Here is a 23019-nt window from a genome sequence, read left to right on the forward strand (position 1 = left end):
GCAGCTCCATGCCGACCGACCCGCGCTGACCATCGTGATGATCGAGCACAAGCTGCAGGTGGTGCGGCAACTCGCATCCCGCGTCATCGTCATGAACCACGGCAGCGTGCTGGTGGACGAGACGCCTGGTGAGGCGCTGGCCGATCCGCGTGTCATCGCGGCCTATCTCGGGCGCGCCGAGACGAGCCACGCCCATGGCTGAACCTTACCTGTCGATCGACGCGATCGACGTCTTCTACGGCCCGGTGCAGGCGTTGTTCGGCGTCACCGTCACCGTGGCGCGCGGCGAGGTCGTGGCGGTGCTGGGCGGCAATGCCTCCGGCAAGTCGACCACGGTGAAGGCGGCGCTCGGCATCGTTCGGCCGCGCAATGGCAGCGTGACGCTGGACGGCACCCGGATCGACGGGCTGTCGCCGCATCAGGTCATCGCCCGCGGTGTCGGCTCGATCCCCGAAGGGCGCCGGGTCTTTGCGGAGATGAGCGTCGAGGAGAATCTTCGCCTCGGTGCCTATGTCCGGCGCGGCGAAGGCAAATCGGTGCTGGACGCGGATATCGACGCCGCCTTCGATCTGTTCCCCCGCTTGGCGGAGCGCCGCCGGCAGGCTGCCGGAACCATGTCGGGGGGTGAGCAGCAGATGCTGGCCATGGCCCGAGCCTGGATGCGGCGCCCGGACCTGCTGTGCATCGACGAGCCATCGATGGGCTTGTCGCCGCTGTTCGTGGACCATGTGTATGAGGTGCTGGCCCGGTGGAAGACCGCGGGCCTGACCATCCTGATGGTCGAGCAGAACGCGAACATGGCGCTGCAACTGGCCGATCGTGCCTATGTGCTGCGCAACGGCGCCATCGCTGTGCAGGGCCGCGCCGCGGACCTCGCGCGCGATCCGGCGCTGCGCCAGGCCTATCTCGGGGGCTGAAGCTGGTTGCCCCCTCGGCGGGCCGTCGCATCGCGGCGCTTTTTTGAACGACACCGTCGCTCGCGGCCGTGCGACCCAGACGCATGGTTGAGCCCGGGCTTGGCTAACGGGTAGGCGGATCGCGCCCGAACAGCGTTCGGAACCAGCACGCGGACAGCATGTCTGCCACCCCATCCTCCGGCATCGCTGCGAGCGGGCCGATGGCGGGCCGCACATAAAGGTCACGCAGCACGCCTTCGACCATGGCGATGCAGGCCAGGGCTCGGGCAGACTTCTCCACCTCCGGCAGTGCCGCGGCCGAGGGATCGTTGCGTTCCCACGCCCGCACGACCCGCGCGGCAAGCGCCAGGTTCGCCTCCTGCCCGATGCGCGCGAATTCCGGCTGCGCATTGCCGAGCTGCATGAGGCAGCGCATCAGGCCGGCATTCCCGCGATAGACGCGGACGTAGTAGCGGTTGGCCGCGCGGATGCGGTCGTAGATCGGCGTCGCGGTAGCCGAGACGGGGCGGCGCTGGCGCACGGTTGTCATGAAGTCGGACAGCACCGCCTCGGCCGCCGCGCTGCCATCGGGCCAGTAGCGGTAGAAGGTGCCATGCGCGAGACCGGCCTCGGCCGCGCAATCGGCGACGCGCAGCGCGTGCAGCCCGCCCTGTTCCAGCAGCCGCGCGACGGACAGCATCAGGCGCAGGCGCGTGCGGATGGTCTTCGGCTGCGCCGTGGCGGCGGCCAGGCGCTCGTCCAGCTGCTCGCGGTAGACGAAGGGGCCTCGCGCCAGAAGCGCGGCGGCATCCGGCGGCTCGGCCGGGGTCTCGGCCTGGGCGGGGTTGGGCGACATCAAGGCCGGGGTCAATTCTGATATTGACATCAGTGTCATTTACCGTGAGCGTTCCTACAAGACCAGTGATCTGGGAGAGGTTGCGCCAACGTGCCACCCCTGACCGCCACCCTGGCGAACGATCCGGTGCTCGCGGCCCATGCCGCGATGCGCGCGCGGATCGAGGCGCCGCCCTTCGCCGCCTCGCTCGGCGCCTTCGTGGATGCGGCCGCGGCCGCACACGGTGCCGCGCCGCTCTGGCGCTTCATCGATGCGCCGGATGGCCTGCCGCTGCGCGAGATAAGCTATGCCGGCCTGGCGGAGGCGACGCGGCGCGTGGCATCCGGCCTGGCGCAGGCGGGCGTGCGGCGCGGCGACCGCGTTGGCGTGATGCTGCCGAACATCCCCGCCTTCCCCATAACCTGGCTCGCGCTTGCGCGGCTCGGCGCCATCATGATCCCGGTGAATACGGGCTACACGGCGCGTGAACTGGATTATGTGCTGGGCGATGGTGGCGCCTCGCATCTCGTCGTGCATGAGGACGCGTTGCCGGCGCTGGAGGAGTTGCTGGCGCAGCGGCCGATCCTCGCCCCCGACAGCATCCATGTCGTCGGCCTCGTCCCGCAGGGAATGCGCGACTGGATGACGCTGCTGGATGGTGATCCGGGCGGGCCGCCGGGCGCGTCGCCTGGGCTCGATGACCTGGTGAACCTGCAATACACCTCCGGCACCACGGGCTTCCCGAAGGGCTGCATGCTGACCCACCGCTATTGGCTGACGCTCGGGCGCGTTGCGGCCGGGCGCGGCGGCGATGTGCGCGTGGTGCTGGCCGCGCAACCCTTCTACTACATGGACCCACAATGGCTGCTGCTGATGGCGATGCATCTCGGCGGTCGCTTCGTGGTGGCCCCGCGCCCCTCGGCCACGCGCTTCATGGACTGGGTGCGGCGCGAGGGCGTGGAGTACTGCATCTTTCCGCAGATCGTGCTGAAGCAGCCGGAATCGCCCGATGACTCGCGCAACGCACTGAAGCGCGTTTCGATCTTCGGCCTTCGGTCCGACATGCATGCCGCGATGGAACGCCGCTTCGGCTGCGTGGCGCGGGAGAGTTTCGGCATGACCGAGATCGGCTCCGGCCTCACCACCCCGCCGGAGGCGTTGGAGATGATCGGCAGCGGCACCTGCGGCCTGCCCTCGCCCTTCCGCGAGGCGAGCATCCGCGACGCTGACGGCCGTGAGCTTGGCGCGGGGGAGATCGGCGAACTCTGGATCCGCGGCCCCGGCATCCTCAAGGGCTATTGGAACAAGCCGGAGGCCAATGCGGAGGCCTTCCGCGAGGGCGGCTGGTTCCGCACCGGCGATCTGTTCCGCCGCGATGCGCGCGGCTTCCATTTCATCGTGGGCCGGGTGAAGGACATGATCCGCCGCTCCTCGGAAAACATCGCCGCGCGTGAGGTGGAGGCGGTGCTGATGCAGATGGATGCGGTGGAGGAGGCGGCGGTGATCGGCGTGCCCGATGCCGATCGCGGGCAGGAGGTGAAGGCCTGCCTGGTACTGAAGCCCGGCCTTGGCCAGGCGGACCTGCCGCCCGAGGCGGTCTTCGCGCATTGCGCGGCGCAGCTCGCGCGGTTCAAGGTGCCGCGATTCCTGGAATACCGCGCGTCACTGCCGAAGACACCGTCGCAGAAAATCGCCAAGCATGTGCTGGTCGCCGAGCGCCCAGACCTGCGCGAGGGCGCGATCGACCGGCTGAGGATCTGACAGACCATGCCGCTTCGCTATGAAACCGACGGGCCGATCGCCATCTTCACCATCGACAACGGCGCGGTGAACCCGACGACGCCGGCGATGCACAAGGAACTGCACGCGGCGATGACGCGCTTCCTGCGCGACCCCGAGATCCGCTGCGGCATCCTGACCGGCGCCGGCGATCGGGCCTTCTGCGCCGGTGACGACATCAAATCCCCAAGGCGGGCAATGACGGCGGAGGAACAGCTCGGCGACCACCTCTGGCCGCATTCCACCGAGGGTGCGACGCCGCATGATTTCAGCTGGTCGCGCGACGTGATCCTGATGGAGCGGTTCAAGCCGATCATCGGCGCGGTCAATGGCTGGTGCCTCGGCATGGGGCTGATCTACCTGCTGACGCTGACCGACATCCGCATCGCCGCGACCACCGCACGCTTCGGCTTCCCGGAAGTGGCCTACGGCATGGGCGGGGCCGGCGGCTCGACGCGGCTGCTGCGCCAGATGCCGCCGGTCGCGGCGATGTGGATGCTGCTGACCGGTGAGCCGATGACGGCGGCGGAAGCCGAGCGCAACTTCCTCATCAACCGGGTCGTCGAGCCCGAACGCCTGATGGAGGAGGCACGCCGCATCGCCAGCGGCATCTGCCGCCATCCACCGGCCGCGGTGCGCGTGGAGATGGAAGCCTCCTACCGCGCGCAGGATCTCAGCCGCGCCGACGCGGTCGCCTTCACCAAGCACCTCTATCGTCTGCAGCGCCTCGGCCTGTCCGATGGTGGAGACCTGCTGGAGGATGGTTTCCTGTATCGCCGTGGCGATCAGGCATGATCCGCTCCTGTCCGGGAGCTGCACTGACGGTCCTCGTCCGAGGCACTGAAAACCAGAAGAAGGGAGAGCAGGCATGTCCATCAAGACGACACGCAGGGCGGTACTCGGCGCGGGGCTCGCCGCGGCAACGCTGCCACTGCCCGCAATCGCGCAGAGCAGCGTGCCCAAGCCGGACCGGATCGTCGTCAACGCATCCGGCGGCGCCATGGCGAACCTGTTCCGCCGCACCTACAATGCGGAGTTCGAGAAGCGCCACGGGATCCGCGTCGTCGACACCTCGCCGGTCGATTTCGGCAAGCTGCGCGCAATGGTCGAGAGCGGCAATGTCGAATGGAGCGTGACGGAGCTTGGCGGGCAGGACTTCGTTCGCGCCAAGAACATGAATCTGCTGGAGCCGCTCGACCTCTCCATCATCGACCTGTCGAAGTATCCGGCCGCGGTGCGCGACACCCACGCCTTCCCCTCCTCGGTCTATTCGACCGTGATGGCGTATCGGACCGATGTCTTCCGTGACGGTTCGCACCCGAAGGGCTGGGCGGAGTTCTGGGATGTGCGGCGCTTCCCCGGCCCGCGTTCGCTGCGCAACCATCCGGTGGACAATCTGGAATTCGCGCTGCTCGCGGATGGCGTCGAGCCGGACAAGCTCTACCCGATCGACATCGACCGCGCGCTGCGCAAGATGACCGAGCTGCGGCCGCATATCTCGGTGTGGTGGACCACGGGCGCTCAGCCGGCGCAGCTTCTGGTGGACCGGGAGGTTGTGCTCGCCTCCGGCTGGAACGGGCGCTTCTACGACATCGCCAAGCGCGGCGCGCCGGTCGCGGTGGAATGGCAGGGTGGCTCCGCCAAGCAGAACGCCTTCGGCATCCCGCGTGGGGCACCGCACCTGCATTGGGCGAACCAGTTTCTCCAGGTGATGACCACGCCGGAACTCCAGGCCGTCTATGCGACGGAGCTCGCCTATCCCGGCCTGCATCCGGATACGGTCAATTTCGTCGCCGAAGACATCAAGCCGCATCTGCCGACCACCCCCGCTAACCTGGAGAAGCAGTTCTGGCTCGGCGTGGATTGGTGGACGGAAAACGGCCAGCGCGCGCAGGAAGCGTGGAACCGCTGGATGCTGCGGCGCTGATGCCGCGGCTGCGGGAGGGTCAAGCGTGGATCTGACAGTGCGTGGCGTGGTCCGGCGTTTCGGCGCCGTGACCGCTCTGGCCGGCGTGGACCTGACGGTGGCCGAGGGTGAGCTGCTCACCATCCTCGGCCCCTCGGGTTCCGGCAAGACGACTTTGCTGAAGGTCGTCGCCGGCTTCGAGATTCCCGATGAGGGCACGGTGCATCTCGGCACCGCGGACGTCACCATGGCGCCGCCGCGCAGTCGCGATGTCGGCATGGTGTTCCAGAACTACGCGCTGTTTCCGCATCTGACGGTCGCGCAAAATGTCGCCTTCCCGCTGGAGATGCGCCGCCTGCCGAAGCCGGAACGCACGCAGCGGGTGGCGGAGGCGCTGGCGCTGGTGGAATTGACGGATTACGGCCACCGCCTGCCGCGCCAGCTTTCGGGCGGGCAGCAGCAGCGCGTGGCGCTGGCGCGCGCCATCGTCTTCAAGCCGCGCCTGCTGCTGCTGGATGAGCCCTTCGGCGCGCTCGACCGCAAGCTGCGTGAGTCGATGCAGCTGGAAGTGCGGCGGCTGCAGCGGCGGCTGCGCCTGACGACGCTGTTCATCACCCATGACCAGGAGGAGGCGCTGATCCTCTCCGATCGCATCGCGGTGATGAGCGCCGCGCTGATCGAGCAGGTCGGCACGCCAGCCGAAGTCTATGCCCGGCCGGCCACGCGCTTCGTCGCTGACTTCGTGGGCGAGTCCAATCTGCTCGATGGCATCGCCACGGAGGGCCATGGCGCGGAGGTGTCCGGCCTCGGTCGCGTGCAGGCCGGCGCCTCAACCGGCGCGCCCGGCGCGCGGGCCACGCTTCTGCTGCGGCCGGAGGCGCTGCGGGTTGGCGCCGAGGCCGCTGCCCTGCCCAACCGCGCCAGCGCCCGCATCCTGGAGACGGTGTTCCTCGGCCTGTCCGTCAAGCTGCGGCTGCAGGTGGAGGGCGGGCCGGAGATGCTGGCGCGGCTGCCGCTCCGCCCCTCCGCGCCGCTGCCGGTGACCGAGGGTGAGGTGGTGCCGCTCGGCTTCGCGACGGAGGATGTGCATGTCATCCGCCACGGCTGACCGCCGGCGCGCCGATCCGGCGCGGGCGCGGGAACGGATGCTGGTGATGCTGGCGTTGCCTGCGCTGCTGCTGCTCGGCGTGATTTTCATCTGGCCGCTGCTGCGGCTGCTGTCGATGTCGGTGGCCGATGGCACGCTCGACCAGTTCGAGAAGGCGGCGCTCGACGACCTTTATGTGATGGTGCTGTATGAGAGCATGGAGATCGCGGTGCTGGTCACCGTGATCTGCCTGGCGCTCGCCTATCCGGTCGCGGCCTGGCTGGCACAGGCGGGGCGCACGGGCTTCATCCTCGGCATGTTCTTCCTGCTGCTGCCGTTCTGGACCAGCATCCTGGTGCGGACCTATGCCTGGATGGTGCTGCTGGGGCGCAACGGCGTGATCAACCGCACGCTGCGGGACTGGGGCTGGATCGAGTTTCCCCTGCCGCTGCTGCACAACCTCACCGGCGTGCTGATCGGCATCGTGCATGTGATGCTGCCCTACATGGTGATCCCGATCTATGCCGCGCTGCTGCGCATCGACCCCGATCTGCGGCGCGCGGCGGAAGGGCTCGGCGCGCCCGCCTGGCGCGCCTTCCTGCGCGTGACGCTGCCGCTTTCCCTGCCTGGTGTCTTCGCCGGCTGCGCGCTGGTCTTCGTCATCACGCTCGGCTTCTTCATCACGCCGGCGCTGCTGGGTGGCGGGCAGGTGATGATGATCGCGATGCTGATCGAGCAGCAGGTGCGCGAATTCCTCGACTGGAACTTCGCCGCGGCGCTGGCGACGGTTCTGTTGGCGGCGACGCTGGTGATCTACGCGGCGCTCGCCAAGCTGACGGGGGGGCAGGGCCATGGCGCACGCTAGGCGGCAGCCCCGCAACCTCGGGCGCATCCTGCTGACCATTTTCGCCGGGCTGGTCTTCGCCTTCCTGATGCTGCCGCTGCTGGTGGTCTTCCCGATCTCCGTCTCCTCGGCCTCCTACCTGCAGTTCCCGCCGCCGGGATTTTCCTGGCAGTGGTATCAGCGCTACCTCGAGGATCCGGTCTGGATCGAAGCGACCATACGCAGCTTCAAGGTCGCCATCCTCTGCACGGTGCTGTCGATGGGCCTCGGCGTGCCGCTTTCCTTCGCGCTGGTGCGGTCGCGTCTGCGCGGCATGCGGATCGCGGACCGGCTGGTGGCGGCGCCGATCATCGTGCCGAACATCATCATCTCCATCGCCATCTACAGCCTGTTCGCGAAGCTGCAGCTGATCGGCGTCTGGTACGGCATCGCGGTGGCGCATACCATTCTCGCGCTACCCTTCGTCGTGATCCTGGTCAGTGCCGGGCTGCGCACCTTCGACGAGGCGCAGGAACAGGCGGCGATGGGGCTCGGCGCATCCTGGCCCGTCGCGGTCTGGCGCATCACGCTGCCCCAGTTGCGGCCCAGCCTGATCTCCGCCGCCTTCCTCGCCTTCGTCACATCTTTCGACGAGCTGGTGATCGCGATGTTCCTCTCCGGCGCATCGATGACGCTGCCGAAGAAGATGTTCGACAACATCATGCTGGAGATCGACCCGACCATCGCCGCGGTCTCCGTGCTGCAGATTTTCCTGGCCTGCATCTGCCTGGGTGTCGCGACGCTGTTCGGCCGCGGCGTGGTACCCGGGACGGCCGGCCGATGAGGAACGACGCCATGGACAGCACCGTCTTCCACCCGGATTTCAAGCCGCTTCCCTACTGGTGGGAAGCGATCCCGATCGGCACGAACCCGGAGGCCGAGCTGCCGGCGAAGGCCGATGTCGTCATCGTCGGCGGCGGCCTTACCGCGCTGAACTGCGCGATCGAGCTGGGCCGCGGCGGCGCCAGGCCAGTGGTGCTGGAGGCCGAGGATTTCGGCTTCGGCGCCTCCACCCGCAATGGCGGCGCGGTCTCCGGCGGCGTCAACCTTGGCAAGGGCATGTCGGGGGCGAAGGCGGGCGATGGCACGATTGACCCGGTGGTGCGCGCCATGATCGGCGACGCAGCCGAAAGCTTCACCCATATCGAGACGATGATCGCGCGCGAGGGCATCGAATGCCACTATGAGCGTTGTGGTCGCTTCGTCGGCGCCTTTACGCCGAAGCACTATGATGGCCTGGCCGCGCGTATCGGGTTGCTGAACGGCGAGGCGAAGGCGGAGGCGAGCATGGTGCCGCCGGAGCGGCAGCGGGAGGAGATCGCATCGGATTTCTACCGCGGCGGCATGGCGATCGAGCGCAGCGGCAAGCTGCATCCGGGCCTTTATCATCGCGGACTGATGGCCGTGGCGGAACGCCATGGCGCGACGCTGATCGGCCGCACGCGCGCCGGCCGGCTGACACGCCAGGGCGCTGGCTGGACGGTCGAGACCTCCCGCGGGACCATCGCGGCGGATGAGGTCGTCATCGCGACCAACGGCTATACCGGAGGGCTGACGCCGGATCTGCAGCGCCGAGTCATCCCGCTCGCCTCGCATATCATCGCGACGGAGCCGCTCGACGCCGATCTCGCGCGCAGCCTGATCCCGAAGGGACGCACGCTGTCCGATACGCGAAGGGTGCTGTCCTACTACCGCATGTCGCCGGATGGCAGGCGCGTGCTGTATGGCGGCCGCGCGCGCTTCACCCAGGTGGGGCCGGAGGTTTCGGCACCTGCGCTGCACGCGATGATGCTGGCCCGCTGGCCGCAGCTGAAGGGTGTGCGCGTCACCCATGCCTGGACGGGCAATACCGCCTTCACCTTCGATTTCCTGCCGCATATGGGCATCACGGAGAAGGGGCTTCACTACGCCATGGGCTGCAACGGCTCGGGCGTCGCGATGCTGTCCTATCTGGGCGGGCAGATCGGACGGAAGATCCTGGGTGGCGGCAACCATGTCACCGCCTTCGACGGGCGGGACTTTCCAACCAGGCCGTTCTACACGGGCTATCCATGGTTCCTGCCGGCCGTCGGCACCTACTATCGCTTTCGCGACTGGCTCGACCGCAAGGTCGCCTGACGCGCAATCCGCTGGGCCTGCGTGCTGGTCCCGGCGCGGCCGTGTGGCGCGGGGCTGCGAGGGTGCCGTCAGCCTCGTAAATGGCACGCCACACGATGGCCGGGCGCAACCTCCCGCAGTTCCGGCACCACGGTCTGGCACGGTTCCGCCTTGGCGATCGGGCAGCGGGTGTGAAAATGGCAGCCACTCGGCGGGTTCAGCGGGCTCGGTACGTCACCCTTCAACATGATGCGCTGGCGCTTCACCGTGGGGTCGGGGATCGGCACCGCGGACAGCAGCGCCTCCGTGTAGGGATGCAACGGGTTGGTGTAGAGATCCCGCGCCGAGGCGATCTCGACGATGCGGCCGAGATACATCACGGCGACACGGTCGCTGGTGTGTTCCACCACCGACAGATCATGGGCAATGAACAGGTAGGTCAGGCCGAGCTTTTCCTGCAGGTCCTCCAGCAGGTTCACCACCTGCGCCTGGATCGAGACATCCAGCGCGGAAACCGGCTCGTCGCAGACAATCAGCCTGGGCGAGACGGCCAGCGCGCGCGCGATGCCGATCCGCTGGCGCTGGCCGCCCGAGAATTCATGCGGAAAGCGCCGCATCTGGTCGGCATTCAGCCCCACCGTCTCCAGCAGCTCCACCACCCGGTCTTCGCGTTCCTGCCGGGTGCGGCCGAGCTTATGGATGACCAGCGCCTCGCCGATGATCGCGCCCACCGTCATGCGCGGATTGAGGCTGGCAAACGGGTCCTGGAAGATGATCTGCATGTCGCGCCGCAGCGTGCCGAGCTGGTTGCGGTCCAGCGCCGTAACGTCGCGCCCATCGAACCAGACCTGACCGCCGCTGGGTTCGATCAGCCGCAGGATCAGGCGGCCGGTGGTGGATTTGCCGCAGCCGGATTCGCCGACCAGCCCCAGCGTTTCCCCCGGCGCGATGTCGAAGCTGACGCCGGAGACGGCGTGCACCTCCTCCACCTTCCGGCCGAACAGGCCGCCGGTGATGGCGAAGCGCTTCTGCAGATCCTGCACGCGCAGCAGCGGTTCGGTCATGGGCGGGCTTCCGGGTACAGGATGCAGGCCACCTTGTGGCCTGGCGCCACCTCCCGCAGGGGCGGCTCGGCGGCGACACAGTCGGGCATGGCGTGGCGGCAGCGCGCGGCGAAGCGGCAACCCACCGGCGGGTTGAGCAGGGATGGCACGGTGCCGGGAATTGCCTCAAGCCGGGTATGCGTGGTGGCCGCCAGGTCGATGCGCGGGATCGATCGGATCAGGCCCTGCGTGTAGGGGTGGCGCGGATCGGCGAACAGCGCCTCCACCGGCGCCTCCTCCACCACCTTGCCGGCATACATCACGACGACGCGCTGCGCGGTCTCGGCCACCACGCCCATCGCATGGGTAATCAGCAGCACGGCCATGCCGAGGCGCTGCTTCATCTCGTTCAGTAATTCCAGGATCTGCGCCTGGATCGTCACATCGAGCGCCGTGGTGGGCTCATCCGCGATCAGCAGCTTCGGGTTGCAGGACAGCGCCATGGCGATCATCACGCGCTGACGCATGCCGCCGGAGAATTGGTGTGGGTAGTCATTCACCCGGCGCTGCGGGTTCGGAATGTTGACCAGGCGCAGCATCTCCGCCGCGCGGTCCATCGCGGCGCGGCGGGACAGGCCCTCATGCTGGCGAACCGTCTCCGCGATCTGCTGGCCCACGGTGTAGACCGGGTTGAGGCTGGTCATCGGTTCCTGGAAGACGAAGCCGATCTCCTTTGATCGGATCTTCTGCATCTCGGCGGGCGGCAGCGGCACCAGGTCGCGGCCCTGGAAGCGGATCTCGCCGGCGGCGATGCGGCCTGGCGGCATGGCGATCAGCTTCAGGATCGTCATGGCCGTCACGGTCTTGCCGCAGCCGGATTCGCCGACGACGCAGACCGTCTCCGCGCGGTTGACGGACAGGTCCACGCCATCCACCGCGCGAACCATCCCGTCATCGGTCTTGAAGTGCACCTTGAGGCCATCCAGCACGAGTAAAGGGGCTTCGGTGAGCCGCGTGTCCGGCGCGGCCGGCCATGTCACATCGCTCATGTCACGCGCCTGGGATCGAGGGCATCCCGCAGGCCATCGCCGACGAAATTGATGGTGAGCACGGTGAGGAAGATGGCGAGCCCCGGGAACAGCGCCCAGTGCGGTGCGAAATCCAGGTTGTCCTTGGCATCGAACAGCAGCCGCCCCCAGGTCGGGATATCCGGCGGAAAGCCGAGGCCCAGGAAGGACAGCGTGCTTTCCGCGATGATCGCGCCGGCGACATCGATGGTGGCGGTGACGATCACCGGCCCCAGCGCATTGGGCAGGATATGGCGCAGCACCAGCCGCGCCCGGCTGGCGCCCAGCGCGCGCGCGGCCTCGACGAATTCCTTCTCCCGCAGCGAGAAGAACTGCGCACGCACCAGCCGCGCCACCGGCATCCAGTTGAAGATGCCGATCACCACGACGACCATGATGAAGACGCCCATTTCCACGCCCACGATGCCGGTCAGCGATTCGCGGAACAGGTAGATGATGAGCAGCAGCAGCGGCAGCTGCGGCAGGGACAGGAACAGGTCCGTCAGCCACATCAGCGCCGCATCCAGCTTGCCGCCCGCCATGCCGGCGATGCTGCCGACCAGGACGCCGAGGCCCACCGCCACCAGCATGGCGGTGAAGCCCACCGCGAGCGAAATCCGCCCGCCATAGAGAATGCGCGCCAGCAGGTCCTGCCCGAGATCGTCGGTGCCGAGCGGATGCGCCAGGGACGGGCTTTCCAGGCGCGCCGTGAAGTCGATCTCGTCGATCGGCAAGGTCCAGATCAGCGGGCCGAACAGCACGCCGAAGATCAGGATCAGCAGCACGACCGCGCTGGCCACTGCCATCTTGTGCTTGCGAAAGCGCCGCCACGCCTCGCCCCAGGGACCGATATGGGGCTTCCGGGCGGGGCTAGCGGTAGCTGATACGGGGATCGAGCCAGCCATAGAGGATATCCGCCACCAGGTTGAAGAAGATGACCAGGATCGCAAAGACGAAGGTGACGGCCATGATCACCGGCGTGTCGTTCGACAGGATGGAGGTGACCAGCAGCGACCCGATGCCGGGGATGCGGAAGATCTGTTCCGTCACGATGGCGCCGCCGAACACCGCCGGCATCTGCAAGGCCACCAGCGTCACCACCGGGATCATCGCGTTGCGCACCACATGCAGGATGGTGATGCGCGATTCAGGCAGGCCCTTGGCGCGCGCCGTGGTCACATGGTCCAGCCGGATCACGTCCAGCGTGGCGGCGCGCACATAGCGGGTCCAGGCCGCGCCCTGGAACAGGCCCAGCACCATGATCGGCATGATGGTCTGGCGCAGCATCTCCCACCACCATCGCCAGCCTGTCGCCTCGATATCCGTGCGGAAGACGAAGGGCAGCCAGTCCAGATGAATGGAGAACAGCAGGATCAGCAGCAGCCCGGTGAAGAAGGTGGGCAGCGAGAATCCGATGAAGGCCAGCGTATTGGCCACCTGGTCGAATACGGAATAGGGCCGCGTCGCCGCATAGACGCCAACCGGCAGCGCGATGCACAGCGCCACGATCTGAGCCAGGCCAATCACCGCGATGGTGGTCGGCAGGCGTTGCAAAATCAGCTGGTCCACCGGGATGCGGCTGATGAAGGAATAGCCCCATTCCCCGCGCAGCATGGCGGTTAGCCAGGACCAGTAGCGCAGATGAATCGGGTCATCCAGGCCGAGGCTGGCGCGCAGATGCGCGCGCACATCGGGTGGAATCGCGGGGTTGGTTGCCAACTCCTCGAACGGGTCGCCTGGCGCGAGGGCCAGGATGGTGAAGAGGATCACGCTGATCCCGAGCAGGCTCGGGATCGCGATCAGCAGGCGCCGGGCCAGATAATTGGTCACGCGGGACCTGTCAGGTCTCGCGCCACCAATCGCTCAGCAGCCAGGTCGTGCCGTCCCAGGCGCTCAGCACATGCCTCAGATTGTTCAGGCTGGCACTGACCGTCGGGCGCTTCACCAGCGGGATGATGTGGTTGCTGGAGACGACGATATCATTCATGCGGATGAACAGCGCGGCGCGCTTCACGGGGTCCAGCTCGCCCTGTGACTCGCGGAAGATGCGGTCATACTCCTCCGACCGGAAGCGGGAGATGTTGCGGCCCTGCCAGTTGTTGGCCTTGGAGGATACCTCCCAGGATACATACTGGTTCATGAACCGCTCGGGGTCCGCCTGCGGCATCGTCGTGGTGTACATCTGCATGTCGGCGAAGAACTTGGTGTAGGTGTCCGGGTTCGCGACATCGGATGAGAAGAAGACCGAGGCGGTGACGGATTTCAGTTCCAGGTCGATGCCGGCACGCTGCGCCGCCTGCTTGTAGACCGCCTGGGTGCGCTGGCGCGGTGCATTGACCGAGGTCTGGTAGATGAAGCGCAGCCGCACGCCATCCTTGGCGCGGATGCCGTCCCGCCCGCGCACCCAGCCGGCGGCGTCGAGGATCTCGTTCGCCTTCGCGATGCTGAATTCCCAGCGCATGTTGGGCGAGGTGAAGCGCGGCGGATTGTTTAGGAAGTTCGCCGTCGCCGGGCCGCCCCGGCCATAGATGAACTGCTCCAGCGCATTGCGATCGATCAGCAGCGCCATCGCTTCGCGCACCTTGGGATCGCGGAAGGCCGGGTGCTCGGACTTGATGGAGGCGCGCTCCCCCTCGACTTCCCGGTGCGGATCGGTCGGGTTGAGCTGCACGAATTCGATCGAGCCGCCCTCGACGATGTTCACCTTGCCGCGGCCATTGGCTTCCAGCCGCTTCAGGATCTCGTCTTCCACCTGCATGTTCCAGGCATAGTCGAAATCCGCCGTCTGCATCACGGCCCGTGCGGCTGAGACCGCATCGCCGCCACCCTTGATCTCCAGCGTGTCGAAGTAGGGGCGGTTGTCCAGGTGGTAATTCGGGTTCAGTTCCGCCCGCAGATTGTCGCCTGGCGCGAAGGAGACGAATTTGTAGGCGCTGGTGCCCACCGGCCGCAGATTGGTCGGCGCATCGCGCGCATTGGCCCCGGCGTAGTCCTTGAACAGATGCTTCGGGATCAGCTGCCCGATGGCGGCGACGAAAGCATCCGCCCAGAACGGCGTCGGCTGGTTGAACTCGACCCGCACCGTGTGGTCGTCCACCTTCACCACATTGACGTCGCGATAGGAGCCGGAGGAGACGGCGGCGACGGCCGGGTTCTTGGCGTATTCCCAGTTGAAGATGACGTCGTCGGCCGAGAAATCCTGGCCGTCATGCCACTTCACGCCGCGCTTCAGCTTCCAGGTGACGGACCGGCCATCGGGCGAAAGTCCGCCATTGTCGGTGGAGGGAATCTCCGCCGCGAGGATCGGATGCAGCGTGCCGTCGGTCGCCCATCCGGCCAGCGGTTCATAGAACACCCGGCTGGCATCGGCGTTGGTGGTGCCGGACCCGAAATGCGGGTTCAGCAGCGTCGATGCCTGCCAGTACAGGATCTTCAGCGCCCCGCCGCCGCCGCGCCGCGATGGCGCATAGGTCGGCACGGATTGCGCCGAGGCCGGCGAGATGCCGGACAGGGCCAGAAGCTGCGTCGCCATCGGCGCCGTCAGCCCCACCGCGGCCATGCGCTTCACGAAGCCTCGGCGGGACAACGAACCCCGCTGGACGCGCCCGATCATCTGGCGCAGGTCGTCCTCGTTCATGCCAACTCTCCCAAGCCTCGATTGTCTCCATTGGTGCCGGGTCTGTTCGACCGCCCGGCTACCCTCGGAAAACCCCTGTGGCCTGGAACGCTACAGCATGAAGGCAGCCTGTCTAACCCCTTTTTTCGCAACCTTTCTCAACGCCGCTGCTGGCCCAGTTCCTGGTCCACAACACTGACCCAATAGGCGACGCCCAGGGGGATGATCGCATCGTTGAAGTCGAAATGCGGCGTGTGCAGGTTGGCCGAGGTGCCATCCGGCCCGGATCCGCCGCCCAGGAACATGAAGGCGCCCGGCCGGGCTTCCAGCATCAGCGCGAAATCCTCCGCCCCCGTCACCGGCGGAAACTGCGCATCCACCGCCGCATCGCCGACCAGCGCGGCCGCGGCAGCGATGGCGAGGTCCGTCTGCTCGGCATGGTTCACCAGTGCCGGCACGCCGCGCCGGTACGCCACCTCCGCCGTGCAGCCATGCATCGCGGCCAGGCCCTGCGCCAATTCCCCGATCCGCCGTTCCAGAAGGTCGCGCACCGCCGGCGTGTAGCTGCGGGAGGTGCCGGTCACCGTCATTTCCGCCGGCATGACGTTGGAGGAAACCGGCGAGCCACCCTGGATCGACCCCACGCTGAGCACCGCCGCATCAACGGCCGCCACGTTGCGGCCGATGATGGTCTGCAGCGCCAGCACGAAATGCGCCTGCACGATGGTGACATCGGTCGCCAGGTGCGGCGTCGATCCACCATGCCCGCCGGTGCCGCGGAAGGTCACGGCGAAACGGTCGGCCGCCGCCAGCGCCGGGCCCTTGCGGGTGGCGAAACGCCCGGCCGGCAGGGTCGGCTTGTTGTGCAGGCCGTAGACGGCATCACAGGGAAAGCGGTCGAACAGCCCATCCGCCAGCATTGCACGGGCGCCGCCACGGCCTTCCTCGGCAGGCTGGAAGATCAGGTGCACGGTGCCGGCGAAATCGCGGTTCTGCGAAAGCCATCGTGCGGCGCCGAGCAGCATGGTGGTGTGCCCATCATGGCCGCAGGCATGCATGATGCCCGGGTTCTGGGAGGCATAGGGCTTGCCCGTGGCCTCGGGGATCTGCAGCGCATCCATATCTGCGCGCAGGCCGATCACGCGCTGGCCGGGGCGGGTGCCGCGGATGGTGCCGACCACGCCAAAGCGGCCGACGCCTTCCGTCACCTCCACGCCATAGTCGCGCAATTGCCGCGCGACCAGGGCCGAGGTGCGGACCTCCTCCATCCCCAGTTCCGGATGCGCATGGATGTCCTGGCGGATGGCGGCAAGCTCCGCCTGCCAGGCCTTCACGCCTTCGATCACCGTCTCGCTCATCGCGGCCTGCCCCTGTTGTGCGTGGCGAAGGATGGACCCGAACCGCCTTGCCGTCACGCTATCAGCAGGCAGACCGGCGGTGCCGCCAGCCTCGCTGATGAGGCTCGGGCGCGGCATCCGGGATGCGGCAGGCAAGATCCGGTCCTCGTGGGTGAGGGGAGGGGCACAGGCATCGGAGCCCCGGCAATGGCTGATCGGCGTGATGAAACAGGATTGGCGGCCAGAAATCATGGATTGGAGAAGGAAAATGTTCTTGACCTGAGGCAGTTATTAGGTATGTTAGCCTTATCAGGTGGCGTCCTGCGTCCTGCGCGCGAAGCCGCCGGGCGCAAGCCGTCGCAGCGGCCCCGACCGCTCCCGCCGCACCATCAGGCGGCCCGGCTTTCGGCAGGCGGACGGCACCCTGTTCCGCCCGGCAACCAACACCGCCCGCCACCCAACACCGAAGGGACACCATCCCATGCTGCCAGCGTCACAGCCCCGTATCGCTGCGGGGGAGTCTCAGCCATGACCATGGCAATGGCCTATGTGCCGGGTATGCTCGGGGATATCGGCACCCGGCTGACCGGCCCGTCCTTCCTGCGCGGCCTTGCCACCTTGCAGCGTGCGCAGGTCACGTCGCAGGTGACCGCATTGGCTGCGGATGGGCAGGCCTGGATCGAATACGGCACGGATGTGCCACGCTTCCACGGCCCCGCACGGCGGCTGCTGATAGAAGGGCAAAGGACGAACCTTGTCGCGAATACCCGCACACCGGGCGGTACCGGGTGGGGCACCTCCGGGTGCGCATCCGTTGCCGGCGTGGCGGGTCCGGATGGAAATGCGTCGAGCGCCGCACGGATCACCGAGGATACGTCCGTTGGGCAGCACGCCGTCTCATCGACCATATCCGGCGTTACAGCCGGCACCGAGTATACGCAAAGCTGCTTCTTCCGGTCCGTCAGCGGGTCGCAATACGTCCAGATGAGCGGCTCCAACGCGACCGGCCTGACATTCCACGCCAATTTCGACCTGCTCGCAGGAACGGTGACCGCGGCCACCGACTGCATCGCGCAGATCGCCCCGATGGGCGCAGGCTGGTTTCGCGGCAGCATCACGCTGATCGCACCCGGGACGGGCAACGGAGTGTTTCGCATTTCGACCGCGGACAGCCCCACCGCGGCACGCCTCGCCAGCCATGGGGGGACGGGCAAGACCTATGATGTGGCGTGGCCACAGCTGGAGGCCGGCTCCTTCGCCTCCACCACCGTTCTTCCACCAACCGCCACGCCGGCCGCCAGCACGCGGGGCGCCGATCTGGTCAGCGCCCCGCTGGCGAGCATGGGGATCGGCGGCACCGGGGCCTGCACGGTCTTGTGGAGCGGAATCATGCCGCAGCCTGCGGGGCCCAGCTTCAGCCAGGAGGTGTTCGATATCGACGGCGGTTCAATCGGGAATCGCTACTCCCTGCGATTGCCGGCTGGCGGTTCGGCGAGCGTGACGCTCCTCAACCTGACGGGCGGCGTAAGCGGTGGCGCGCAGACCGTTGGGTCGATAGCCGCCGGCACGCCGTTTCGCGTTGGCATGTCGATCGACGGCACCGGCCGTGCTGCGGTTTCGCTGAATGGCGCGGCCGCCGGTGCGGCAAGCGGCGGGCCGACATCCGGCATGACCACCCTGCGCATCGGCAACAATGCGTCCGGATCCGCGCCGATGTTCGGCGAGGTCGGCACGATCATCGTGATGCCCTTTGCCCTGTCCGACGCGGATCTCGCCGCGCGGGTGGCTGCGTTTCCCGCGGCCTGAGGCGGCCCTGGCCGGTTCAGTCCAATGATCCCGGGGTTTCTGTCGGCGACCAGCTGCTGAGGTCTCGCGCCGCGGCGAGCCAACGGGGCTGGTCATCCTCAGCCAAGGCGGCGAGCTGCGTCGCCTGCGCCACGATCACTTCCAGCAGCTCCAGCAGCGTGTCCATCAGGGCAGCGTCCTGGTCATGCGCGAGATCGCGGCGCAGATGGGGCATCTCGTCTGGCCGGATCAGCATGACCGGGCCGAACTTGTCGCTGTCGGACCCGGGCCAGCGGACGAAGACCTCCGGCCAACCCTTGACGCGGCGGAATTCCAGATGCGGGCGATCGCCGTTGAGCGCCAGCTTGAAGCGCAGTTGCGGCCACATGTAGCCGCCGCCCTCAACGCCATGCACCAGCAGGTCCAGATGCTGATAGCCGCGCCCGCCGACCAGATGCTGGTGCAGTTCCAGACGCTCGAACTGCGCCACGGCATGGGTTGCCGGAACCGGCGGCCTGGGCGCGGCGGCGCGCAGGCGGCGCAACTCGGCCGGGTCACGCGTCGGCAGCAGGCTCAGCTCCGTGATCTCGATACTGGCCTCGGCGGCCGGGTCGAGGCTTTCGACAGCCAGCACGATCTGCGCCCGAAGCCCCAGCGAGACCGGCAGCATCATCGTCAGGCTACCAGCTGAATCGGCATCGACCTGACGCCAGCGGGAAAAACTCGCCTCAGGCGGCATGGCCTCCAGCCCCTCGAAGCCGTAGCCGGGCGGCAGGACCCAGGCCGCGATGGACAGCGGTTGCGCGAAGCCGCTCATCGCCCAGCCCAGCCGTAGAAGGTCCGTGCCGGCCATGGTGACCTGCGGCAACACCAGCACCGCGGTGGCGGTGCCGGACAGGCGCAGCCGCGGGTTCGTGTCCGGCTCACCAAGGCCGGACCACTCCCCGGCCGCAATCCGAGCCGTCTGCCATTCGGCGGGCGATACGGCCTGCGGCACACCATCAAGCGGCAATGCGCTTCCTGCCTCGTCCCAGTTCCAGTGGGACGGCACCACGAAGCGATCACCGATGCGGGCGGTCCACAGGCGAAGTGCCAGGGCGCGGCCGGTTTCGCTGCCGTCGGCGAAGGTGCAGGCGGCGGCGGCCGGAACCCAGTTGCGTTCCAGCGAGAAGGCAATGGAATGCGGCCCGGCGACATCTGCGGCGATCTCCAGCACCGCCGTCTCCCGGTCCGGCCCGAGCGGGCTGGGCAGGTCGAGCACCAGCCACCCCTCGTGCAGCAACTCCATCGGAACGGTCCAGGATGCCGCGATACGGCCGCTTTCCTCGCCATGGATGCGCAGCCGAAGTGGGCCGCTGGTGGCGGCGCTGATGGCGCCGACATGCACCGCGAAGGCTGCCAGGCCTTCGAGCTTCCGACCAAGAGGCTGGCGCAGGAACAGGTGGCCATCCTCCCCTTCCGCCGCGCCGACCTGATCGGCGGAAGGCTCCAGCGAAAGCGCCAAGGTCAGCGGCGCCGGAGGACGGTGCCCTAATGTGCGCGACACCGAGGCGATGACGATCCGCGTTTCCTCGTAGTCGATGCGGGTCTGCGCCAGGCTCCGCTCCAGCCCGACGCAGCGCGCATGGACCGTTGCCATCTCGGCCGTGACCATGCCGAGCAGCGCGGGCAATGCCAGCGCGACATCTTCCGCCAGCACGAGCGGCGCTGGCTGGCCGGATTTGGCCAGCCACCACGCGGCAAGGTCCGTGACCTCCGCCTCCGTCGCGGCCAGCAGTGCGACGGTGCCGGGCGGCGGCAGGTTGAGCTCGACGAGCTTGGCGCCATCGCCGACGGCGGGGGAGCCTTCGGCCTGCAGGATCACCCGGCCCTCGCGCCGTTTCAGAAGCCAGATCACCAGGCCCGACGGCTTCAGCGCCTCGATGCCCGGCATGGTGGCGCTGACCACGACCGAGGGGTGGCCCGACAGCAGCGCTGCCAGTTCGGCAGCGCGAATCCGCGGCGCGGTCACGCTGCGGGCTTCATGGCGCGGTCGATCTGCGTCAGCCAATCCTGCATGTTCCCACTCCAGCTGCTTTCCGCCGCGCGCGCCGCGGCGGCCAGGCCAACCCCGCGCAACCGCGCCCGGTCCGCCGCCAATTGTTCCAGGATGCCCACGAAGCGCGCCATGACAGCGAACTCACCGTTGGCGACCGGCACCAGGAAGCCATCCTGGCGATCGCGGATGATCTCGGACACCGCGCCGACATCGGTTGCCACCATGACGCAACCGAAGCGCTGCGCCTCCAGGATGGTCAGCGGCACACCCTCGAAGCGTGAGGGAAGCACCACGACATCGGCCCATGCGTAGAGTGTATCGAGCTCCGGGCCAGTTATCGCCGGGGGTTCGACCGTCAGGCCGGTCTCGTTCAGGTCGAGCGTATCGTCGTTCAGCACGGCCTTGCCGACAACGCGCCAGGAGAAGCGCGCATCAAGGGTCTGGAGGATGATGTCGCGCAGGCGGTCCAGGCCCTTCTGCGCATCCAGCCGACCGAGAAACAGCACGCGCAGGGGTCCCGGCTCCGGCGCCCGGCGCGCGGCCAGCACGCTGGCGACCAATGCCGGGTCGGCCTGATAGGAGGGCGCGTTGAGAACCTTCACCACCTTGTCCGCGGGCACCGCCTGGCCGATGCACCAGTCGCGCAGCTTCTCCGAGATCACAACGAATCCGTCATAGGCCCCCTCATAGGCCAAGGCGATGTGCGGGTTGCCCTGCGGATTGCCGAGCGGGCCGTGTTCGACCAGATGAAGGCCGAGCCAGGTCTTCACCCCCTGCTGTCGCAGCGATTGCATGATGCCGTGCCCGCCCAGCGCATGGGTGTTCAGCACCACATCCATGGTGGCGAGCAGACCGACGGCATCACGCATGTCCCGCCACAGCGCGAAGCCGGACACGCAGGCGCCAAGGTGAAGCCGATCGTAGTCACCACCCTCGATGCCGTCGCCCTCGAAGAAGTTGACGCTCTCGAAGATGTCGAAATGGTCAGGTTGCGGCTGCATGCGGCTGGCGCCTGTGATGAACAGATGCGGGCGCCAACCCATGCCGCGCATCGCCGCCGCGTAGTTCAGCACCACCTTTTCCACGCCGCCGAAGGCAAAAAGCGGCAGCACGAAACCGATGTCCCGCCGGTCCCCGGGCGCGACATGCGGCATGATCGCGCCGCATCGCGTCAGTTCGTGATAGGCCTCCTGCGCCGCGAGGCGCGGCCGCCGCTCATCCGGGCGCCAGGCGGCGGGCAGCACGGACCGGCTCAGCATGCTGTCTCGCAGCCCGTCGATCTCGGACAACATGAAGGCAGCGATGGGGGGTGGCCTGTCCTTCAGCAGGCTCGCAGGCAGCTTCGCGGCGAGCTGCGCGATCTTGGGCGAAGGGTTTTCCGAGCGAATGGAATTGACCCATCCGCGATGCGGGTCCTGCGCCACTTCCTGCAACAGGCGGGTTTGCGCGAACATCATCACGGCCGTCGCACCGACCTCGCCGGCGGCCGGTGGGGGCGTGACAGCCAGGGCAATCTCGCCCTCCGCCGACATATCCACGGTCACCGCCAGGAAATGCCCGTCCCGCAACGCCATCATCGCCTGATAGAAGACGTTGCGAAGCAGGCCGGCGCGTTGCAACAGGTCCAGCGCCTCCGGCGATGCGAAGCAGAATTGTGAGGGGAAGTGGGTGGCACGCGGCTCGTGCTTCGCTTCCACAAAGCGCTTCTGTGCCACGGCCCGCGGTTCGGAGCGGAAGGCCGCGGCCATCGGGTCCAGCACGTAGCGGACGCTATCCTCGCCCGTCACATACAACGCGAAACGCGGCACTTCCTCCGCCTCCAGCTTGGCGAGGGCGCGTACCGTCAGGTGCTTGGCGTAGCGGATCCGCATGTCGCCGAGGATGACATTGCGCAGCCGCTCCGAGCCGGCCAGCATGCTCTCCGCGCGCTTGCGGTAACGAAAGCCGGCGGCGGGCAGATGGCGCCCACGCCAGCCTGCCTGCGCCGAACGCAGCCAGAAATCCCAATCCTCGAATCCAGACCGCATCGACTCGTCATAGCGAAGGCCGCTGGCGAACAACTCGCGCCGGATCAGGCTGCCCGCTTCGCAGTAGTTTTCCAGGATGTGCATGAAATAGGAGTATTCTCCGGACGTGGAGAAATTTTCCTGGAAACCGAAAAAATCGAAATCCGGGTAGACCCATCCGGTCTGCGGCGATGAACCGTCCAGCAGCTTCTGTGCGCGCGCCAGAAAATGCGGCGAAAGGCGGTTGTCGGCGTCCAGCGGAAATATGCCACGACATTCAGGCCAGGCCTGCAGGATGAAATCCACCCCGGTATTCCGCGCTGCGCTCAGCCCACCATTGCGGCGACGCAGATAGACAACCCGGTCAGGGTAGCGCCGGGCATAGGATAGGCCAATGTCATGGGTCTGTGCGAAGGGGCAGCCATCGTTGACGATGACGGCGCCCACCTTTTGAGAGCCAATCTGCGCAATAACGGTTTCAAGAGCCTCTGGCAGAAAACCGGGCTGCTTAAAGGACGGAATGATGATAGCAACAGCCACTGGCGCGCCCGCGACATTAACACGATCCGTCATCACATCGAAACACTCCTCACGGCTCGTCACGGCTCCACACGCAAAGAACGCAAGTCTTGCCTTCAAATCCG

The 23019-nt window shown here is 67.4% G+C and carries 18 protein-coding genes and 1 pseudogene; 10 read left to right on the forward strand and 9 right to left on the reverse strand.

Annotated elements, in window-relative coordinates; genetic code table 11:
* Positions 1–202 (forward strand): annotated as a pseudogene (locus Q8S40_RS03725) (ABC transporter ATP-binding protein); the annotation flags it as partial.
* Positions 195–917, forward strand: a complete 723-nt coding sequence (locus Q8S40_RS03730; protein ID WP_305669335.1) for an ABC transporter ATP-binding protein — start codon at positions 195–197, stop codon at positions 915–917. The pseudogene Q8S40_RS03725 and the gene Q8S40_RS03730, both read left to right, overlap by 8 nt.
* A gap of 103 nt (positions 918–1020) precedes the next feature.
* Here the strand turns inward: Q8S40_RS03730 and Q8S40_RS03735 are convergent, their stop codons facing one another.
* The gene (locus Q8S40_RS03735) at positions 1021–1752 is read right to left on the reverse strand and encodes a TetR/AcrR family transcriptional regulator (protein WP_304808328.1); all 732 of its coding nucleotides are present in this window, start codon (positions 1750–1752) and stop codon (positions 1021–1023) included.
* Positions 1753–1842: 90 nt separating this feature from the next.
* Here Q8S40_RS03735 and Q8S40_RS03740 point away from each other — a divergent pair, with 90 nt between their 5' ends.
* The 7 genes from Q8S40_RS03740 to Q8S40_RS03770 all read left to right on the forward strand — a co-directional run bounded on the left by Q8S40_RS03740 (position 1843) and on the right by Q8S40_RS03770 (position 9504).
* Positions 1843–3492, forward strand: a complete 1650-nt coding sequence (locus tag Q8S40_RS03740) for a class I adenylate-forming enzyme family protein (RefSeq protein ID WP_305669336.1) — start codon at positions 1843–1845, stop codon at positions 3490–3492.
* Between the two features lie 6 nt (positions 3493–3498).
* On the forward strand, positions 3499–4305 hold the full coding sequence (locus Q8S40_RS03745) for an enoyl-CoA hydratase/isomerase family protein (protein ID WP_305669337.1): 807 nt from the start codon (positions 3499–3501) through the stop codon (positions 4303–4305).
* A 73-nt stretch (positions 4306–4378) separates the two neighbouring features.
* Complete coding sequence (locus tag Q8S40_RS03750; protein ID WP_304808335.1) at positions 4379–5437, forward strand: ABC transporter substrate-binding protein; 1059 nt, start codon at positions 4379–4381, stop codon at positions 5435–5437.
* A gap of 25 nt (positions 5438–5462) precedes the next feature.
* Complete coding sequence (locus Q8S40_RS03755; RefSeq protein ID WP_305669338.1) at positions 5463–6524, forward strand: ABC transporter ATP-binding protein; 1062 nt, start codon at positions 5463–5465, stop codon at positions 6522–6524.
* Positions 6505–7368, forward strand: a complete 864-nt coding sequence (locus Q8S40_RS03760) for an ABC transporter permease (protein WP_304808339.1) — start codon at positions 6505–6507, stop codon at positions 7366–7368. Before Q8S40_RS03755 ends, Q8S40_RS03760 begins: the two co-directional genes overlap by 20 nt.
* Complete coding sequence (locus tag Q8S40_RS03765; protein ID WP_304808342.1) at positions 7355–8170, forward strand: ABC transporter permease; 816 nt, start codon at positions 7355–7357, stop codon at positions 8168–8170. The genes Q8S40_RS03760 and Q8S40_RS03765 overlap by 14 nt, the downstream gene beginning before the upstream one ends.
* 11 nt (positions 8171–8181) lie before the next feature.
* Positions 8182–9504, forward strand: a complete 1323-nt coding sequence (locus Q8S40_RS03770; protein ID WP_305669339.1) for an FAD-binding oxidoreductase — start codon at positions 8182–8184, stop codon at positions 9502–9504.
* Positions 9505–9572: 68 nt separating this feature from the next.
* On the opposite strand, the gene Q8S40_RS03775 is transcribed toward Q8S40_RS03770, so the two are convergent.
* The 6 genes from Q8S40_RS03775 to Q8S40_RS03800 form a co-directional block, all read right to left on the reverse strand.
* The gene (locus Q8S40_RS03775; RefSeq protein WP_304808346.1) at positions 9573–10547 is read right to left on the reverse strand and encodes an ABC transporter ATP-binding protein; all 975 of its coding nucleotides are present in this window, start codon (positions 10545–10547) and stop codon (positions 9573–9575) included.
* Complete coding sequence (locus tag Q8S40_RS03780; RefSeq protein ID WP_305669340.1) at positions 10544–11575, reverse strand: ABC transporter ATP-binding protein; 1032 nt, start codon at positions 11573–11575, stop codon at positions 10544–10546. Before Q8S40_RS03780 ends, Q8S40_RS03775 begins: the two co-directional genes overlap by 4 nt.
* Positions 11572–12498 carry an ABC transporter permease gene (locus Q8S40_RS03785; RefSeq protein ID WP_304814654.1) on the reverse strand — a complete coding sequence of 309 codons (927 nt, stop codon included), beginning with the start codon at positions 12496–12498 and terminating at the stop codon, positions 11572–11574. The genes Q8S40_RS03780 and Q8S40_RS03785 overlap by 4 nt, the downstream gene beginning before the upstream one ends.
* Entirely contained in the window at positions 12464–13423 is a 960-nt protein-coding gene (locus Q8S40_RS03790; protein ID WP_304814652.1) for an ABC transporter permease, read from the reverse strand. The genes Q8S40_RS03785 and Q8S40_RS03790 overlap by 35 nt, the downstream gene beginning before the upstream one ends.
* 10 nt (positions 13424–13433) lie before the next feature.
* Positions 13434–15230 carry a peptide ABC transporter substrate-binding protein gene (locus Q8S40_RS03795; protein WP_304814650.1) on the reverse strand — a complete coding sequence of 599 codons (1797 nt, stop codon included), beginning with the start codon at positions 15228–15230 and terminating at the stop codon, positions 13434–13436.
* A gap of 137 nt (positions 15231–15367) precedes the next feature.
* Positions 15368–16567 carry a M20 aminoacylase family protein gene (locus tag Q8S40_RS03800; RefSeq protein WP_305669341.1) on the reverse strand — a complete coding sequence of 400 codons (1200 nt, stop codon included), beginning with the start codon at positions 16565–16567 and terminating at the stop codon, positions 15368–15370.
* 507 nt (positions 16568–17074) lie between these two features.
* On the opposite strand from Q8S40_RS03800, the gene Q8S40_RS03805 reads away from it, so the two are divergent.
* A complete protein-coding gene (locus Q8S40_RS03805; protein ID WP_305669342.1) occupies positions 17075–18352 on the forward strand; it encodes a hypothetical protein in 1278 nt (425 codons plus the stop codon).
* A gap of 16 nt (positions 18353–18368) precedes the next feature.
* Here the strand turns inward: Q8S40_RS03805 and Q8S40_RS03810 are convergent, their stop codons facing one another.
* Complete coding sequence (locus Q8S40_RS03810; protein WP_305669343.1) at positions 18369–20342, reverse strand: DUF6212 domain-containing protein; 1974 nt, start codon at positions 20340–20342, stop codon at positions 18369–18371.
* Positions 20339–22948 (reverse strand): glycosyltransferase, encoded by a 2610-nt coding sequence (locus Q8S40_RS03815; protein WP_305669344.1) that lies wholly within the window; start codon positions 22946–22948, stop codon positions 20339–20341. The genes Q8S40_RS03810 and Q8S40_RS03815 overlap by 4 nt, the downstream gene beginning before the upstream one ends.
* Positions 22949–23019 lie beyond the last annotated feature (71 nt).

It is taken from the genome of Falsiroseomonas sp. (genome assembly GCF_030695085.1).
Taxonomy (GTDB): Bacteria; Pseudomonadota; Alphaproteobacteria; order Acetobacterales; family Acetobacteraceae; genus Falsiroseomonas.